Origin of the sequence: Listeria grandensis FSL F6-0971 (genome assembly GCF_000525835.1) — a bacterium.
GTDB classification, from domain to species: domain Bacteria; phylum Bacillota; class Bacilli; order Lactobacillales; family Listeriaceae; genus Listeria_A; species Listeria_A grandensis.
The window spans coordinates 157,097-174,734 of the sequence record NZ_AODD01000002.1; the positions used below are offsets into that span (position 1 = coordinate 157,097).

At 42.7% G+C, this 17,638-nt stretch carries 13 protein-coding genes, 1 other RNA gene, 3 pseudogenes and 1 riboswitch; of the genes and pseudogenes, 13 read left to right on the forward strand and 4 right to left on the reverse strand.

The window, feature by feature from the left end; all coding sequences use genetic code 11:
• Window positions 1–76 precede the first annotated feature (76 nt).
• Together PGRAN_RS17555 and recU are read right to left on the reverse strand one after the other, a co-directional pair.
• A pseudogene (locus PGRAN_RS17555) lies at window positions 77–2,655 on the reverse strand (transglycosylase domain-containing protein).
• A gap of 37 nt (window positions 2,656–2,692) precedes the next feature.
• Window positions 2,693–3,294, reverse strand: a pseudogene (gene recU, locus PGRAN_RS01360) (Holliday junction resolvase RecU).
• Window positions 3,295–3,615: 321 nt separating this feature from the next.
• Here recU and PGRAN_RS01365 point away from each other — a divergent pair.
• From PGRAN_RS01365 to PGRAN_RS01410, 11 genes are all read left to right on the forward strand, one after another.
• Window positions 3,616–3,966, forward strand: a complete 351-nt coding sequence (locus PGRAN_RS01365; RefSeq protein WP_036064441.1) for a YppE family protein — start codon at window positions 3,616–3,618, stop codon at window positions 3,964–3,966.
• Window positions 3,963–4,511, forward strand: coding sequence for an SLOG family protein (locus tag PGRAN_RS01370; RefSeq protein ID WP_036064443.1), 549 nt, complete (start codon window positions 3,963–3,965; stop codon window positions 4,509–4,511). Before PGRAN_RS01365 ends, PGRAN_RS01370 begins: the two co-directional genes overlap by 4 nt.
• A gap of 118 nt (window positions 4,512–4,629) precedes the next feature.
• On the forward strand, window positions 4,630–4,962 hold the full coding sequence (gpsB, locus tag PGRAN_RS01375) for a cell division regulator GpsB (protein ID WP_036064446.1): 333 nt from the start codon (window positions 4,630–4,632) through the stop codon (window positions 4,960–4,962).
• A gap of 178 nt (window positions 4,963–5,140) precedes the next feature.
• An RNA gene (rnpB, locus tag PGRAN_RS15970) (RNase P RNA component class B) lies at window positions 5,141–5,525 on the forward strand.
• Between the two features lie 167 nt (window positions 5,526–5,692).
• Complete coding sequence (locus PGRAN_RS01380) at window positions 5,693–6,832, forward strand: THUMP domain-containing class I SAM-dependent RNA methyltransferase (protein ID WP_036065209.1); 1,140 nt, start codon at window positions 5,693–5,695, stop codon at window positions 6,830–6,832.
• Between the two features lie 18 nt (window positions 6,833–6,850).
• On the forward strand, window positions 6,851–8,371 hold the full coding sequence (locus PGRAN_RS01385) for a carboxypeptidase M32 (RefSeq protein WP_036064448.1): 1,521 nt from the start codon (window positions 6,851–6,853) through the stop codon (window positions 8,369–8,371).
• Between the two features lie 96 nt (window positions 8,372–8,467).
• Window positions 8,468–8,570: riboswitch (purine riboswitch) on the forward strand.
• A 112-nt stretch (window positions 8,571–8,682) separates the two neighbouring features.
• Window positions 8,683–9,261, forward strand: a complete 579-nt coding sequence (locus tag PGRAN_RS01390) for a xanthine phosphoribosyltransferase (protein WP_036064450.1) — start codon at window positions 8,683–8,685, stop codon at window positions 9,259–9,261.
• A gap of 5 nt (window positions 9,262–9,266) precedes the next feature.
• Window positions 9,267–10,571, forward strand: coding sequence for a nucleobase:cation symporter-2 family protein (locus tag PGRAN_RS01395; protein ID WP_036064452.1), 1,305 nt, complete (start codon window positions 9,267–9,269; stop codon window positions 10,569–10,571).
• A gap of 72 nt (window positions 10,572–10,643) precedes the next feature.
• Window positions 10,644–11,522: a 5'-3' exonuclease gene (locus tag PGRAN_RS01400; protein WP_036064455.1), complete on the forward strand. Its 879-nt coding sequence runs from the start codon at window positions 10,644–10,646 to the stop codon at window positions 11,520–11,522.
• A gap of 296 nt (window positions 11,523–11,818) precedes the next feature.
• Window positions 11,819–12,865, forward strand: coding sequence for a hypothetical protein (locus tag PGRAN_RS01405; protein WP_036064457.1), 1,047 nt, complete (start codon window positions 11,819–11,821; stop codon window positions 12,863–12,865).
• Window positions 12,858–14,345 carry an MSCRAMM family protein gene (locus PGRAN_RS01410; RefSeq protein ID WP_051998372.1) on the forward strand — a complete coding sequence of 496 codons (1,488 nt, stop codon included), beginning with the start codon at window positions 12,858–12,860 and terminating at the stop codon, window positions 14,343–14,345. The genes PGRAN_RS01405 and PGRAN_RS01410 overlap by 8 nt, the downstream gene beginning before the upstream one ends.
• Window positions 14,346–14,369: 24 nt before the next feature.
• Here the strand turns inward: PGRAN_RS01410 and PGRAN_RS01415 are convergent, their stop codons facing one another.
• Together PGRAN_RS01415 and cspD are read right to left on the reverse strand one after the other, a co-directional pair.
• Window positions 14,370–14,768 (reverse strand): ribonuclease HI family protein, encoded by a 399-nt coding sequence (locus tag PGRAN_RS01415; RefSeq protein ID WP_036064459.1) that lies wholly within the window; start codon window positions 14,766–14,768, stop codon window positions 14,370–14,372.
• A 6-nt stretch (window positions 14,769–14,774) separates the two neighbouring features.
• A complete protein-coding gene (cspD, locus tag PGRAN_RS01420) occupies window positions 14,775–14,975 on the reverse strand; it encodes a cold-shock protein CspD (protein WP_036064461.1) in 201 nt (66 codons plus the stop codon).
• Between the two features lie 261 nt (window positions 14,976–15,236).
• On the opposite strand from cspD, the gene mntR reads away from it, so the two are divergent.
• Both mntR and PGRAN_RS01430 read left to right on the forward strand, forming a co-directional pair.
• Window positions 15,237–15,665: a transcriptional regulator MntR gene (gene mntR / locus PGRAN_RS01425; RefSeq protein WP_036064465.1), complete on the forward strand. Its 429-nt coding sequence runs from the start codon at window positions 15,237–15,239 to the stop codon at window positions 15,663–15,665.
• Window positions 15,666–15,829: 164 nt separating this feature from the next.
• Window positions 15,830–17,510, forward strand: a pseudogene (locus PGRAN_RS01430) (formate--tetrahydrofolate ligase).
• Window positions 17,511–17,638: the final 128 nt, after the last annotated feature.

Consider the following 17,638-nt stretch of genomic DNA (forward strand, 5'->3'; position numbering starts at 1 on the left):
CAGGAATCTTGTATACGCCACTTCTTAAATGGCTTTATACAATGATTCCTGCTTATTTTTAGTTTGTTTTTGTCATCTATTGAGTTGGTGTTGTATCATTTTGCGTCCCATCATTTGTTCCGCCGTTTGATGGGGTTTGCTGATCCTGATCAGGTGGAATGATAATGGTGGTCGTTGCTGGCGAGCCGCGTTTTCCATCTTTCACTGGTACGACCATAATCACCACACTTGAGCCGGGTGAGCCCCCCCTCACGGTAATCGAAGTGACTCCATAGTTCTGAGTCTGTCCATTTACGCTGACGTCGTAGGTGACACCCGGGCCGTTTGAAGCCCAACTTGCAGAGATTGTTTGATTCGTTCCATTATAGGAACCTGTTAACCCAACAGGAGCTTGTAATGCTGTTTGTTCCGCCTGTTGTTCTGCAGCTTTTCGGGTAGCTTCTTCTTGCTTCGCTTTGTCAGTTTGCTCTTTATCTTTTTTCGCTTTTTCTTCAGCGGCTTTCTTTGCAGCCTCTTCTGCTGCTTTTTCCGCATCCGTTTTATCTTCGGTTGTATCTTTTTTCTTCTCAGCAGCGGATGATTTCGTTGGAATTGTGCCATCTAAGAACAATTCGTAGGAAACATTGCTACCGCTAGAGCCGGATGGGGCACGTGTAATTGGGTTTGATCCAATTAGAATTGGAATCTCATTTACATTGCTAGGTTTCTTGAAGTCTGGATTTTTCTCACCAGAGACAAGATGCTCCATCGTTGCTTTAAACATGTAAGCCGCGATGCGTGTCTCGCTTGGTGATAGATAGTATTTATTCGGCTCATCATACCCTGTCCAAATGGAAACGGTATAGCGAGGAGAGTAACCAACAAACCATGAATCTGGGGTACCATCGCTTGGAATACCATTCTTGATACGTACATTTTCGTCGTAGTTTGTAGTACCAGTTTTACCAGCAATGTTCCAGCCAGGGATATTTGCACGTGTACCAGTTCCTTGGGTTAAGACATCTTTTAGCATGTCACTAATCATGTAGCCGTCGATGCCTTCATGGCTACAACAGACTCTGGCTCCATGTTGATTTCTGTTTCGCCATCGGAAAGGACGATTTTCGTGATTGTATGAGGCTTGTTATAGACACCACCATTACCAAAAGCTGCAAAAGCACCAGCCATTTGAACAGGCGAAGCTTCACCACTACCAATAACGGTTGATTCGTATACTTCTTTATAGTTCAAACCAAGATTATTCGCAAAATCACGAGCACGATCGTAGCCAACTTCTTTGGAAGCCTTCACGGCTGGGACGTTTCGGGATTTATAAAGGGCCTGGCGCATTGAAATCTCACCTAAGTAGCTAGAATCGTAGTTTCGCAGTTCTTGACCACTTGAATATTGATACGGGGCGTCATCTAAAATATGCGCAGTAGACCAATCTAAATATTCGATGGCTGGGGCATATCCTAAAATTGGTTTCATCGTAGAACCAGGTTGGCGTTTAATATCTGTTGCGCGGTTTAGCCCACGAGAAATTTTCTTATCACCTGTTTCACGGCCGCCGCCAAGCGCTTGAATACGCCCTGTTTCTGTATCCATGACAACAACTCCAGCTTGGAATTTCTTATCTGGGTAGTTAATCACGTCATCTGTGTTCAACATTTTTTCTGTGTATTTCTGTGCACTTGGATCAAGCGCAGTATAAATGGTTAGTCCGTCTGAAAATGGGTTGTATTTGTCACCAATTTCATTAATAACTTGATCGACATACGTATCGTACGCGTATGTTTTTTGCTTGCGAGTAGCTTCATCTACTAAACCATCTGCAATAGCAACAGATTGTGCGGCTTCCATCTCTGATTTAGAAATTTTGTCATTGTTATACATCAGAGTCAGCACGATGTCACGACGTTTTTTTGCTAAATCTGGGTTTTCAAATGGATTAAAACGGTTAGGACTTTGAGGCATACCAGCGATTAATGCTGTTTGTGCTAAATTCAAGTCTTTTAGTTTTTTGCCGTAATAATGTTCAGCGGCGGTCTCCATACCATGGATGCCATCTGATAAATATACTTTGTTAATGTAGATTTCGAGTAGTTCATGCTTGCTATATTTTTGTTCCAGTTGAACGGCCATCCACGCTTCTTGTGCTTTACGATCTAGCGTCTTGTTCGTGTAATCAAGGTAGGACATTTTGATGATTTGCTGTGTTAGTGTACTTGCTCCTTGTGAACCAAAGCCACCAGTGATATTACCAACTGCGGCACTTGCAAGTCGGATAGGATCCATCCCATTATGCTCATAAAAGCGGGAGTCCTCCGTTGATAGTACAGCATTTTCTAGCTGTTTTGGGATATCTTTATACTCAATATATTCCCGGCGTTCTGTACCGATTTCTGCATAAACGTCCCCGTTTTTATCTAGAATCTTAGATGAAAGGGGGTCACGCAATTTGGAATCTGTCAGTTTGGGCGCTTCTTTTGCATACGAATAAAAAGCGGTTGCGCCACTAGCAATACCTGCAAATGCAAGGAATAGCGCTGTGAAAAATACCACTTTAACAACATTGCCAGTGATACGACGGCCTTTCCCAGTTGATTTTTGCGTCTCAGGTTGTTTTGCTTGGCTATTGCGATACTGAGATCTTGTCTGCGGTTTATCTGCCATAGAAAATTTCTCTCCTTTAATGTTGAGTTAGACTAGCTTAAAAATAATATTTCCTAATGATGTTTAAATAGTCTAATCTCGGATTTAGACCATAAGGAATCAGGTCTGATACTTGCCTTAATTCTTGGAGTGTCACTGATTTTCTCCCGCCATCGAGCATTCGTTGCCAAAAGGTTGAAAATGTTCGAAACGGATGAAGTAGACCTCACCAAGTGTTTGAAAAGCGATAATAACAAAAACGATACCGTTTTGTTTTAAGACGCCTTCCATATGTGTTAGCTGATGTTGATGAAAGTTACTAAGAGGAAACGAGCTAGTATTTTTAGTCTCCTTTGCTTCAAAGTCAATATACTTTCCTTGATAAACACCATTATAGTCCGTGGTAGATGGCGTTTTGAAATAGGCTTCTTTTATTTTGGCGCTACTTCTTTTTGGATAATCGACACCAACAATTTGTACAGGGGTGGGCTTCTTGTGGATAACGGCAAGCTCGTGGGTTAGGTAGTACGCGTTCGTATCATTGAGGTCTTGCTCAAGAGACATACCGCGTTTTCCATAGGAAACCGTCTTTTTTTGTGTGGTGGAGGTTAAAAGGTCATTCGGCTGATACTTTTTTCCGTTCGGATATCGTATGGCCATCTATTCTTCACCTCTTTAATCGATAGAACGGCAGAACTAGCCATTCTTAATTTTGGACTAACATCTATTATAACAAATAAAAATGAAAATGATAGGGGAAATCTGCCTAGGCTCCTTTTATCAGGAGAGCGAAGGAGGACGAAAACCAAGATAGAACGTACCTTCGCATCCAATTGAACGATTCGTAAAAAAATCAATTTTTTTTTTCGTCTTTGCTATTTCTCCGTCGTTTATAATACCATTTTAATGCGAAAAGTAGGTTATTCCCATGAAATATGGTATGCTGAGTCTATACTTTTATATAGAAGGAATTGGTTTTTTATGAGTGAAATACAGGATGTGACGTTGGTAATGTTGCGACATAATGAGGCTATTTGGGAACTTTACTTGGCCAATCAGGCGGAACAGCAGACGTTTGACTTTTATAAAGATATGAAGCCGTTTGTCGATGGGGTGAAAGAGACATGTGATTTGTGGCTTTCGCTTGTTATTCCGTGGGTGAGAACTGCGCGGCCAACCTATCTGGGCGAATCGCAACTACAGCAAGTAGCAGATAATATCCAGATGATTGCGGTCAGTGCGTTCAACGGGAAATCGTTCTACAAGCATTTTAATGATCACTATCAGTCCGTAGATTATACTTTAAAACGAGTGATGGAGAAGGCGCCATGAAATCGCTATTTGTTTCTGGCTACAAAAATTTTGAGTTAGGTATCTTTAAGCGAGATGCGCCGGAAGCTGGGTTTATTAAAGAAGCAATTAAACGGCGCCTTGTTGGGTTAATGGACGATGGGTTGGAGTGGGTTATTATTTCGGGTCAAATGGGTGTAGAGCTTTGGGCGGGAGAAGTGGTTATGGATCTCAAAAAAGAGGACTACGCTTTGAAATTAGCCGTTTTAACACCGTTTTTGAATCAGGAGAGTAATTGGAATGAGGGAAATCAGCTGTGGTATAATGAAATCGTAGGTGCAGCGGATTATGTGGCTGCTGTCACGAAGCGGGAATATGAGAACCCGAGACAGTTTCAATTGAAGGATCAGTTTGTGATGGATCATACGGATGGGGCGTTATTGGTGTATGATACGGAGCGAGAAGGTGCGCCAAAGTTCTTTTATGAAAAGGCAAAGCACTATGCTGAAAATGGGGATTATCCGATTTTTTTGGTTGATTTCTATGAGTTACAAGAGGTTGTCGATTCCTTGCATGCTGATTTTTGATGTACTTTTTTGGACGAATGAGGGATTATAAATTGACAAATGACAAGAACTTTGAAAAAATGGAGTTATGTAACGGAAAAGTTAGGATAGACGAAACTAGATGTAGAGGTGAAGTTAAATGGCTTCTGAACAATTTGAATATAATTTGACTGGTAAAGAGATTTTAGAAAAAGAATTTAAAACTGGACTACGTGGCTATAATCCAGAAGACGTCGATGAATTTCTAGATAAAGTAATTAATGATTATAGTACTTTTTCCCAAGAAATTGAGGCATTACAACAAGAGAACCTGCGCTTGCGTGCCGAATTAGAAGATGCACCAAAAGCCGTTGTAGCTCCAACATTCCAGCAAGCAGCACAGCCTGCAGGAACAACAAATTTCGACATTTTAAAACGTCTGAGCAATCTTGAAAAACACGTTTTCGGAAATAAGCTGGACGGTAACCAGTAAACATGGTAGAATAGTTGAGGTTCATCAAGAACGATAATGAAATTCCAGCGCACCAGAAAAAATCATTTTCGCCAATTTCTCGACGAGTCGCTAGCATGCCGACGGATGCTCAAATCCTATGGCATTGTTTGAGCGAACGACGGCAATGAATGTTGGTTGGCACGCTGGGAGCTTGATAGCGTTTGGGTAATTGCTGTTTTCCCTATGAAAACAGAGGAAAGTCCATGCTCGCACGGCGCTGAAATGCCCGTAGTGATCGTGCCTGGCCAAACAATAAGCCAGGGCACTCCGGTTTATCCGGTTTGACGGCAGGTGACGCACCTAAGTCTTCGGATATGGTGTTCGAACCTTGAAAGTGCCACAGTGACGAAGTTTCATCAGAAATGGTGGAAGTGGAACGAGGTAAACCCCACGAGCGAGAAACCCAAATATTGGTAGGGGCACTTTTCCCGAGGAATAACAACGAGGGACGAGGTATGTAGTTTAAACGCTACGTGCAGATAGATAATTACCACTTTTGTGTGATCCTGTAATCACAGAAGTACAGAACATGGCTTACAAAACGCTATTATCAGGATGAATTAAAAAAGTGAGGGCTGTTTCAAAGTCGGACGTATGGCGAATTTCTTATATTAAGAGATGCCATAGCTAGTGCACTATGTGTGACTAGGACGTGTGTCTTTTGGAATGGCTCTTTTTTTAGATATTAAGTAAGGTGAGGATGGCGATTATGAGGGAATTTGAGTTAGTAGCAACAGCTGCGGCTGGACTTGAGGCGATTGTGGCAAAAGAAGTGCGACGCCTTGGTTATGAGTGCGAAGTGGACAATGGAAAAGTGTATTTTAAAGGAGACGAGATGGCGATTGCGAGGGCTAATCTTTGGCTCCGTGTGGCGGATCGTGTGAAAATTGTGGTGGGGCGTTTTACAGCGACTACATTTGATGATTTATTTGAACAAACAAAAGCGCTACCTTGGGAGGATTTATTGCCACTAGATGCGAATTTCCCAGTTGCTGGGAAGTCTGTCAAATCGACGTTGTTCAGTGTGCCAAATTGTCAGGCGATCACGAAAAAAGCGATTGTCAGTCGACTGAGCGAAAAGTACCGCAGACAGGGACGACTTATGGAATCGGGAGCACTTTTTAAGCTTGAAGTGTCTATTTTGAAAGATGAAGTGACGATAACGCTTGATACGAGTGGGGCTGGATTACATAAGCGTGGATATCGTGTGGGTCAAGGTGGGGCACCGCTGAAGGAAACAATGGCGGCGGCTTTAGTCCTACTTACAAGTTGGCACCCGGATCGACCGTTTTATGATCCGGTATGTGGTTCGGGAACGATTCCGATTGAGGCAGCTTGGATTGGTCGGAATATAGCGCCGGGACTTCGTCGTGATTTCGTGTGTGAAACGTGGGACTGGATGTCTGCGGATATTTGGAAACAGGCACGTGCGGAGGCGGCAAGTGAAGCCAATGATGACCAGCCACTCGACATTGTCGGGACGGATATTGACCATCGGATGATTGAGATTTCGGAGCAGAATGCGTTTGAGGCGGGGCTTTCTGATGTAATTGAATTTAAGCAAATGCAAGTGGCTGATTTTACAACGGAAAAAGAGTACGGTGTCATTGTTGCGAATCCGCCTTATGGTGAGCGCTTGGAAGATGAGGAATCGGTGCGAGAGTTATATCGCGAAATGCGTGCGGTGTACCGGAATATGCCGACTTGGTCTGTATACGTGTTGACGAGTTATGAAATGTTTGAGGAAGTGTATGCAAAACGAGCGACGAAGAAACGCAAACTATATAACGGTTATTTGCGGACGGATTTGTACCAATACTGGGGACCAAGACCGCCACGCAGAGATTAAGGAAAGCGGGGAATCAGGATGTCGGAGAGTTTACAAGAACTAGAACAAGAATTTTTGGATTATGTGAAGAAAATTAGTGCGTTTGAAGAGGCGCTTAGCTTAGTTTATTGGGACCTGCGAACAGGCGCACCGGAAAAAGGGGCAGAAGGACGCTCGGAAGTGATTGGTACACTTAGTGGTGAAATTTTCAAAATGAAGGTTTCCGAGGAAATGGCGGCTTTTATCGCTGGGCTATGGGTACAAAAGGAAAATTTATCGGATGTCACGCGTCGCTCTTTGGAGGAGTGCAAAAAAGAGTATGATTTAAATAAGAAAATTCCAGCGAAGGAATACGAGGCGTATACAAAACTAGTGGCGCAGGCAGAAACAACTTGGGCGACAGCTCGTGCCAACAATGATTATGAGCTATTCAAACCATATTTAGAGAAGATTATCGCGAGTAAGCGCAAGTTTGTCGAATATTGGGGGTATCAGGATAATCCTTATGATACGTTGCTAGATCAATATGAGCCGGGCATAACGGTTGCTGTGCTAGATGAAGTTTTTGCGAAACTGCGTGAGGCGATTATTGCGTTGCGTAAAAGAGTGGAGGCGGCGAGTTATCAGCCGGATGCAACGCTACTGCATAAAAAAGTCTCAAAGGAACAGCAAAAAGCATTTAGCTTGCGAATCTTGAAGAAAATGGGCTTTGACTTTGATGCTGGACGTTTAGATGACACGATACATCCGTTTGCAACGGGCTTAAATATTGGGGATGTGCGGATTACGACGCGATACGACGAAGCGAATTTTAAAATGGCGGTGTTCGGTATTATTCATGAAGGCGGTCATGCCATTTATGAACAGAATATTAGTTCGAAATTGGCAGGAACACCACTTGCAAACGGGGCTTCGATGGGAATTCATGAGTCACAGTCGTTATTTTATGAAATTATTCTCGGTTCGAGTTTCGAATTTTGGCAGAGTAATTATAAGGACTTCCAAGAGATCACGGCGCCTGCTTTTGATGATGTTTCTGTAGCGGAATTTTATCGTGCGGTGAATATTTCGGAAAGCTCGCTCGTCCGGATTGAGGCGGATACGTTGACATACCCACTGCATATCATGATTCGTTATGAACTTGAAAAGGCGATTATGAATGGTGAAATCGGTGTGGATGCGTTGCGCGATGCTTGGAATGATAAATATGAAGAGTATTTAGGCGTTCGTCCAGAAAACGATGCGGATGGTATTTTACAAGATGTCCATTGGTCTGGTGGGGATTTCGGCTACTTCCCTTCTTACGCGTTAGGGTACATGTATGCCGCTCAGCTTTTTGCGACGCTTTCTAAAGAGATTCCGAACGTTTCGGAGATTTTGGCGAGCGATGATTATTCGGTCATTCGTGCGTGGCTGACGGAGAACGTGCATCAGTATGGTATGCTCAAAAAACCGCTAGCTATATTGCGAGATACGACAGGGGAAGGCTTGAATCCAGATTACCTGATCCAGTTGTTAAATGATCGTTATGACTTCATTTATAAATTAAATGAGGCATGATGGCGTTTTCATTCGAAAATAAGGTTGACCATTGATTAGCAGAAAGCTATAATGATGGAATAACAAGGGCTGTATAGAACGATGTAGCAATTATTCTATACATTGCAGAAATTCACTTATATAATCGGCTGTAATATGGACAGCAAGTTTCTACCCAATTACCGTAAATAATTGGACTATGAGTGAGAGTAACGTTTAAAAGAAAAGGTGGCGCTTCTTGCCGCCTTGTTTACGTCTACTTCTCATCATAGTATGAGTGGTGGGCGTTTTTTCGTTTCCACATTTTTAAATCAAGAGAGGGGTCACAAACTGTGAAATTATTGGAAGAACAAATCAAAACACGAGGGACGGTTTTACCGGGAAATGTCCTGAAAGTGGATTCTTTTTTGAATCATCAAATTGATCCGGTTTTAATGCAGGCCATTGGAAAAGCGTTTGCGGACCGTTTTCAAAATCTAGGCATTACAAAAATTGTAACGATTGAGTCCTCAGGGATTGCTCCAGCCGTTTTTACGGGGCTTGAACTTGGTGTCCCGGTCGTTTTTGCAAGGAAGAAAAAATCATTGACGCTAACGGATAATCTATACACGAGTAGCGTCTATTCCTTCACGAAAAAAGAAACAAATGATATTTCCGTATCGAAAAATTTCCTCATGAAAGGGGATAAAATCTTGTTGATTGATGATTTTTTAGCGAATGGGCAGGCTGTCCTTGGTTTACTGGAAGTAGCAGAACAAGCGGAGGTGGAAGTGATTGGTATCGGTATCGTGATCGAGAAGTCATTCCAGCAAGGTCGTTCGCTTCTTGAGAAAACAGGGTATCCAATTTATTCATTGGCGCGGATTGCGTCTCTTGAAAAGGAACAAATTCGTTTTGTAGAGGAGTCGTGATTAGAATGCTAGGAAAAGGGAGAATTGCGGCGCTTGGTTTCCAACATGTGTTAGCGATGTATGCAGGGGCTGTAATCGTACCGCTTTTGATCGGTGGTGCGCTTGGTTTTAATTCAGAACAAATGACCTATTTAGTGTCGATTGATATATTTATGTGTGGTATCGCCACGCTTTTACAACTGACGATGAATCGCTTTTTTGGCATAGGTTTGCCGGTTGTATTAGGATGTGCGGTGCAGGCGATTGCGCCAATTATTTTGATTGGGGAACAGTACGGGATTGGTGCGATTTATGGTTCGATTATCGTGTCGGGATTATTTGTTGTTTTGATCGCTCCATTTTTCTCGATGGTTGTAAGGTTTTTTCCACCTGTTGTGACAGGTTCGGTGGTGACGATTATTGGATTGACGTTGATTCCAGTTGCCATCAATAATTTAGCTGGCGGACAAGGCGCTGCTGATTTTGGCTCGCTTTACAATCTAGGGATTGGTTTCGGAACACTGTTTGTCATTATTTTAGTGTATCGTTTTGGTCGTGGTTTTAGTAAGGCGATCGCAGTTTTGATTGGACTTATTGCTGGTTCGGTTTTTGCTGCTGTGTATCGTGGGATTTCGTTGCAGCCTGTGACGGAAGCTCCGGTGTTTCATATGCCGACACCGTTTTACTTTGGGATGCCGACATTTAACTGGGCGGCCATTTTGACGATGATTTTGATTGCTCTGGTAAGCATGGTGGAGTCGACGGGCGTTTATTTTGCGCTTTCAGATATTACGAAGCGAAAACTAGAAAAATCAGATTTGACAAAGGGATATCGCGCAGAAGGCCTGGCTATTATTTTAGGCGGAATTTTCAATACATTTCCGTATACAGCCTATTCACAAAATGTTGGCTTAGTGCAACTTTCAGGTATTAAGACGCGAAAAGTAATCTACGTGACGGCAGGTATTTTAATCGCGCTAGGATTATTACCAAAAGTCGGTGCGGTGGCGACGATCATTCCAACGCCGGTGCTTGGTGGAGCGATGGTGGCGATGTTTGGCATGGTTGTTGCGCAAGGCATTAAAATGTTAGGGAAGGTTAACTTTACTTCCCAGGAAAACTTGTTGATTATCGCGTGTTCAGTCGGTGTTGGATTAGGTGTGACGGTCGTTCCAGATCTTTTTAAAGCATTACCAGACTTCGTGCAGTTGTTTACGAGCAATGGGATTGTGGCAGGAAGCGTAACGGCGATTGTCTTAAATATCATTTTCAATATGATACCGCATCGCAAGGAAAAAGAGGCGACGGAGCAAGCAACGATCGAACTGTAAGCAGTCGTTTGTCGCGGATTTCTATGGTACAATGTAGGTTAGGAATTCCATAGAGATCTAGGGGGAACAAAGATGACGAATCAAAAAGAAAATTTACTAGTCGTGGATGGCATGGCCTTGCTATTTCGTGCTTTTTTTGCAACGGCTGTTTCGAAGCAGTTCATGGTGAATCAGCATGGCGTGCCAACAAATGGCGTGCAAGGATTTATGAAGCATTTGTTTGCAGCGGTCGAGCAAAACAACCCAACGCATACCCTTATTTGCTGGGATATGGGCTCAAAAACGTTTCGTAATGAGCTCTATAATGGCTACAAAGCAGACCGGAAAGCGCCGCCAGAAGAGATGCGACCACAATTTGATTTGGCGAAAGAAGTCGCGGCATCCTTTGGTTTTGTAAATGTGGGTGTTCCAGGTTTTGAAGCGGATGATTGTATCGGGACGGTCACGGTGCAAATGGCCAATACGGGGATCAGTACTACGGTATTAAGTGGAGATAAAGACTTGCTACAACTCGTAGCGCCAACAAATGATGTATGGATTTTGCAAAAAGGATATGGCAATTATAAGCAGTATAATGAGCTTGCTTTTGCAGAAGAATGGGGTATTACACCAACTCAATTTATCGATGTGAAGGCGCTGATGGGTGACACGAGCGACGGCTATCCAGGTGTTCGTGGTATCGGTGAGAAGACGGCACTTAAATTAATTCAGGAATATGAAACGATTGATGGTATTTTGGCTCATATCGACCAGTTAAAACCTGGTCAGCAAACGAAGCTTAAAGAGGATCTGGAAATGTTGCGTTTATCTAGACAATTGGCAGAGATTCATACAAGTGTACCGCTAGAATTTGATATTGGTGCCTGTGTGTATCAAGGCATACATGAAGATGCGATAGATGTTGTCGAGCGTTATGGTTTGAAAACATTACGCCGGGATATTCTTTTATAAATAGTGAGCAAGAGAGTCGTGCAAAGACGTAGCACGGCTTTTTTTTGTGGTTTTGGTTAACCGAATTTGTGGTATATTTCCTGACGTAATAGATATTCGATTATTTTTGTTGCTAGATGTAAAAAAACGGACTAGGAAAACAGATGGCCCTATGATAGACTGAATAGCGAAACGGACAATACATAAAGGGGGAGCGGTGAGTAAAAGCGTCGGAAGGGATGGATTATACCTAAATAAGATGGTAATTCAAATTTTCTTTCTAAATAATATATGTGACTTAAAAAAGGAGATGCGCAATGAAAAAATATATGTATATGTTGCTAGTAACACTTATTTTTGTGGGTGTTTTGGTTGGAACAGTTGCCAAAGCAAATACGTCAGGATCAGAGGAAGTAGTAAAGAAAGGGAAATTTTCTATTGCTCTGCAGGTACATGATAATCCGATTGTTAGTTCAGGAAAAGTGACGATGAAAGTGACGCTAGATGCTTCAGCGGATGCAATTGTAGACTCAAATGGACTTATCGAGGTTAGTATTCCTAAAGAGATTTATTCCACGGGAAATTTAACGAATTTAAATAGTGATGCATTTTCGGTAGATCATGTAGATAGAACGTCAAAACCAGATCAAATACTGTTATATGTCAAGCCAGATGCTAGTTTTAATGCCGGGCAAGCTTGGTCTGCCTCTTTTTCACTTTCGTTCCAAGCACCATTAATGCGAGCGAACACGACGATTGCAAAGGAGCAAACGTTTAAGGCAACGTATGTGGGACAAGAGTCAGTACAGACGTTAGAAATACAGCCACAAACAGCAGGAAACCCTGCTCTTTTTGAAAAATGGTGGCATTCAAGTGTGGATCAAGATGGTTTAGGCTTGCTAAATCCGACGGAATCGCAATACAATGTGTTTCAGTTGGCGCTGAATATTTATAAAGGTGTGGAATTAAATCAAGTCGTGATTACGGATCAAATGCCAGATGGCCTGGTGGTGGACCCTGATCCGACGCTGACTACCGGCGTTGTTGCAACGGACACGTCGACGGTGAAAGGAATTCGAGTAATCAGTTACGATATGGACGGAAATCGTACGTATGTTACTTCTAAATATGCTGGGAACATCCATTTCGACGAGGCTGCGCAGAAACTAACAGCCAGCTTTGATCACATTGCAAAGGATGAAATGCTTGTTATCGAGTATAAGGTGGAAGTGGCGCATGTTTATGATTTGTATACCAATACAGCAACGCTAACGAGCACGGAGGCAACCAAATCGGATAGTATCAACTTACGCATTGATGGGGACGGCAATTTTAACAAAGTCTTGAAAAAAGCAAGTGGATAAAAAAGTAATTACTGTGAATGACAAAAATTTGCAGTATTCACTGACTTTAAATGCGATTACGGGGACGATTAAGGCTGGACAAACCTTTGTGGATCGCCTTGATGACCGATTAACGTATAAGGATATCGTGGATTCGGCGGATGGAACGTTTGCTATTCAGGCAGATGGAAATATGCTAACGTTGACGGTGAAAAAGGATATACAGATTGGTGAAGGCAGGACCGTTATTTTTAACGTAGATCCAACGCGACTTTCAGCTGGAGACACCGTGCAAAACACATCATCGATTGATTTACATGGGGAATATTATGATTCTAACACGGTTTCAACAAAGAAAATTAGTGGAGAAGTTGTGCTGACAAAAGTGGATAAAGATAATACCTCACAGAAACTGAGCGATGCACGCTTTAATCTTTTGAATGAGGCTGGGAATATATTATATTCTGGGAAAACGAATGCATCTGGAACGTTAGCACTTCACGGTTTAGCGCCAGGTAATTATCAATTGGTGGAAACACAAGCGCCAACGGGCTACAAGCTTGATAGCACACCGATTTCTTTTACGGTCACGGAGAATGCCACGCAAACCTTATCATTACTAGCTAAAAATGAAAAAATAGCTCGTGGCTCGTTGACGGTTCAGAAAGTAGATGAACAAACCAGTGCGAAATTGGAAGGCGCGACATTTACATTAACCGCGAAGGATGGGACGGCTACTGTGCTTTCGGGAATAACGAATGCTAATGGTATCGCGACGTTTACAGATTTACTTCCAGGCACGTACACATTACTAGAATCGGAGGCACCGAAAGGCTACGTTCGAAGTGATGTATCACAGGAAATTACCGTTACAGAAGCGCCTTCTAATCGGGATATCTCCTTAGTAGTAACGAATAAAGCGATGACAGGCGCTGTCGTGCTGACAAAGCGAGATGCCCAGACATTACATGCGCTACAAGGAGCTGAATTTACATTACAAAAATCGGATGGAACGATTTTACAAACAAAATTAGTGACAGATGAAACTGGGAAAATAGAGGTAGCGGGATTGCTTCCTGGGGATTATCAATTGGTGGAGACGCTAGCACCAGAAGGTTATCAATTGGATGGCATTCCGGTTTCCTTTAGCATTGAATTTGGAGACGCGACTGTGGTGATGGTGGAGAAAATGAATCAAAAAATACCACAACCAATTATAACTCCACCGGTTGTAGATCCACCAGTCGTAGATCCACCATCAGAAGGCGGAAATCCACCAACTCCACCAGCCAATCAGGTAACCCCACCAAAGAAAACGGATTCGGGAACACCGAAGCATGACAAACCATCCGTTGTAGAAAACGGAGGGCAAAGAGTACCACCAGAGAATCCTGCATCACAAATCAAATTGCCAAGTACTGGTGATTCAAGCAGGGAAGCTATAATAATGGTACTATCTGGTCTGGCATTATGTTTCGCAGTATTGCGCAGAAAAAGATAACAAACAAAGATCAGCTGTAGGCATCTAGCTACGAGCTGATCTTTGTTTTTGTATGGCTTGTCGCGCCAGGTCATCTGCTTTTTTATTGGAGGCGCTTGGAAGCCACTGGATAAAAAATAACTCGAGTGAGGCTGTTAAGGCCAGTATTGCATCAAGATGAGGTTTGAATAATGGGTTTTTAGCGTGTTTTTTTTCGATGGAATCGATGGCAATCTTGGAGTCGGAATACAAACGAATAAAAGTAGGAGAATAAGAGAACGCGATTGTTAAGGCTTTTTCAATCGCGATAAATTCAGCTTCGTGATTGCTCATAGTGCCAAGTGGAATACTGATTTGCTCATAGATGCCTTCTGCGATAATCACAATACCCGCGCCACTTAAACCTGGGTCACCAGCACTTGCACCATCTACATAAATTTCCATAGCGGTTTACACTTTTTCGACGTTTGTAGCTTGTGGGCCGCGGTTTCCTTCTACGATTTCGAATGTGACAGATTGCCCTTCATCGAGAGATTTGTATCCATCGCCTTGAATGGCAGTGAAATGAATAAAAATGTCATCGCCGTCTTCTTTTTCTAGAAAACCATAGCCTTTTTCATTGTTGAACCATTTTACTTTTCCGTTTTGCATGAGTGTAAATCCTCCTAGGGTCTCGGCTGAATCGCTAGCTTGGAAACACGAGTGTAGCCTTTTTTGTCATATTGCTATGTACGGTAAGCGAATACGATACATTTATAATAAACCCGAAGCGTCTACTGCGTCAAGTTAATCTTTAAAGCGGTTACATGATATTCCGTTTTTTTCAAAATTACAACCCATATCAGAGGCTAATTTTGGTGGGATATGTTAGAATGAAGAGGTGAAAGAAATCAAGGTTGGAGGAAAATACAAATGCCAACACCAAGCATGGAAGACTATATCGAGAAAATCTATTCATTGATTGAAAATAAAGGTTACGCTCGAGTATCAGATATTGCGGAGGAGCTTTTAGTGCATCCGTCTTCTGTTACAAAAATGGTTCAGAAGCTAGATAAGGATGAATATCTGGTCTATGAGAAATATCGCGGTTTAATTTTAACACCAAAGGGAAAGACGATTGGGAAACGCTTGTTAGAACGGCATGCATTGCTGGAGAGCTTTCTTGGTATTATTGGTGTGGAAGAAACGCGCATTTATGAAGATGTGGAAGGAATTGAGCATCATTTAAGCTGGAACTCGATTGATCGGATTGGCGATGTTGTCCAGTTTTTTGAAGAGAATCCAGACGCACTTGCCAAGCTTCAAGGAATGCAGCATGTGACGCGGTACCCAGAAGAATAATTTTTTGTGAAAAGATTTCCTGTCGGTGCTGACGGCTTTTACGCGCAATTTTGTAGAAGGCTCTCAGGTAGTACGAAACCGGTTTTTTTCCGGTGCAACAAAAAGAAAGCCGTTACATTTGCAGGAGTTTTTTATAATGTTACATATTTGAAAGGGGAATGGAAATGGCAAACAAAGTTAAATCTGACATTGAGATCGCATCAGTAGCGGAAATCAAACCAATCACAGAGGTAGCAGAAAAAATTGGATTAAGTGTGGAGGAGTTGGAGTTGTTCGGCAAGTACAAGGCGAAGCTGAGCTATGACACGATCCATTCACTCGTGAACAAAGAGGATGGTAAATTGGTTTTGGTTACCGCGATTAACCCAACGCCTGCGGGTGAAGGAAAATCAACCGTAACGGTAGGGCTTGGAGATGCGCTTGCCAAACGTAAAAAAAACGATGATCGCGCTTCGTGAACCATCGCTTGGGCCAACAATGGGGATTAAAGGCGGGGCAACTGGTGGTGGCTATGCCCAGGTTATCCCGATGGAAGATATAAATTTACATTTTACAGGTGATTTTCATGCGATAACGGCGGCAAATAATGCTTTGTCTGCGTTTATCGATAATCATATGCAACAGGGGAATGAGTTGCGTATTGACCAACGTCGTATTGTTTGGAAACGCGTGGTTGATTTGAATGACCGGGCACTTCGTAAGGTCATTGTTGGTCTCGGTGGGCCAGTTCAAGGTGTGCCGCGTGAGGATGGTTTTGATATTACAGTAGCGTCCGAGATTATGGCGATTATTTGTTTAGCGAGTGACTTGAAAGATTTGAAGCATCGCTTGAGTGAAATCGTGATTGGCTATAACTATGATCGGGAGCCGGTGACGGTTGGTGAGATGGGCTATGAAGGTGCCTTGACATTGTTACTGAAAGAAGCGCTAAAACCAAATCTTGTGCAGACGCTGGAACATACACCGGCGATTGTGCATGGTGGACCTTTTGCGAATATTGCGCATGGTTGTAACAGTATTTCGGCAACGAAAACGGCCTTGAAGTTAGCGGATTATGTCGTGACCGAGGCCGGATTTGGTGCTGACCTTGGCGCGGAGAAATTCCTCGATATTAAGGTTCCAGCGCTTGATAAAGCACCAGATTGTGTGGTAATTGTCGCAACGATTCGGGCACTGAAAATGCATGGTGGCGTGGCAAAAACCGAACTTGGTGCTGAAAATGTGAAGGCGCTAATTAAAGGCTTTGCTAACTTGCAAAAGCACGTGGATACGGTAACCCAATTCGGACTTCCTTATGTGATTGCGATTAATAAATTTATCACGGATACCGATGCTGAAGTGGCGCAATTAGAAGCGCTATGTAAAGAATATAATATCCCATTCTCTTTGACGGAAGTTTGGGAAAAAGGTGGAGCTGGTGGCGCTGAACTTGCTGATAAAGTTATCGCGGCTGTAGAAAGTGGGCAAGCGAACTATAAGCGTATGTATGACGACGCGGATTCGATGGAAGAAAAATTAGAAGCGATTGTGACTAAAGTTTATGGCGGAAGTGGTATAGAACTGTCGAGTAAAGCACAGAAACAAATTGTTGAGTTCAAAAAATATGGTTGGGATCGCTATCCGATTTGTATGGCCAAGACGCAATACTCGTTAACGGATGATCCAACGATGCTTGGACGACCAACGGATTTCGTGATTCACATTCGCGAGTTTATACCAAAACTTGGTGCAGGATTTGTCGTTGCTTTGACGGGTGACGTGATGACAATGCCAGGACTTCCGAAGAAACCAGCGGCGCTCAACATGGATGTCGATGAAAAAGGAAATGCGATGGGATTATTCTAAAATGTATCATAGGCTGGGAGATCTGAATCTGGATTTCTCAGTCTCTTTTTTTGAGGTAAATTCTTTGATTGCTTCCTTGCGCAAACTTCGTTAAAATAGAAGAGACTGATACAGAATGGATGGGAAGT

Coding starts and splice junctions, on each gene's coding strand:
- PGRAN_RS01395 (WP_036064452.1), top strand. CDS start 9,267: ATGCTAGGAAAAGGGAGAATTGCGGCGCTTGGTTTCCAACATGTGTTA.
- mntR (WP_036064465.1), top strand. CDS start 15,237: ATGCCAACACCAAGCATGGAAGACTATATCGAGAAAATCTATTCATTG.
- gpsB (WP_036064446.1), top strand. CDS start 4,630: ATGGCTTCTGAACAATTTGAATATAATTTGACTGGTAAAGAGATTTTA.
- PGRAN_RS01365 (WP_036064441.1), top strand. CDS start 3,616: ATGAGTGAAATACAGGATGTGACGTTGGTAATGTTGCGACATAATGAG.
- PGRAN_RS01370 (WP_036064443.1), top strand. CDS start 3,963: ATGAAATCGCTATTTGTTTCTGGCTACAAAAATTTTGAGTTAGGTATC.
- PGRAN_RS01380 (WP_036065209.1), top strand. CDS start 5,693: ATGAGGGAATTTGAGTTAGTAGCAACAGCTGCGGCTGGACTTGAGGCG.
- PGRAN_RS01400 (WP_036064455.1), top strand. CDS start 10,644: ATGACGAATCAAAAAGAAAATTTACTAGTCGTGGATGGCATGGCCTTG.
- PGRAN_RS01385 (WP_036064448.1), top strand. CDS start 6,851: ATGTCGGAGAGTTTACAAGAACTAGAACAAGAATTTTTGGATTATGTG.
- PGRAN_RS01415 (WP_036064459.1), bottom strand. CDS start 14,768: ATGGAAATTTATGTAGATGGTGCAAGTGCTGGTGACCCAGGTTTAAGT.
- cspD (WP_036064461.1), bottom strand. CDS start 14,975: ATGCAAAACGGAAAAGTAAAATGGTTCAACAATGAAAAAGGCTATGGT.
- PGRAN_RS01405 (WP_036064457.1), top strand. CDS start 11,819: ATGAAAAAATATATGTATATGTTGCTAGTAACACTTATTTTTGTGGGT.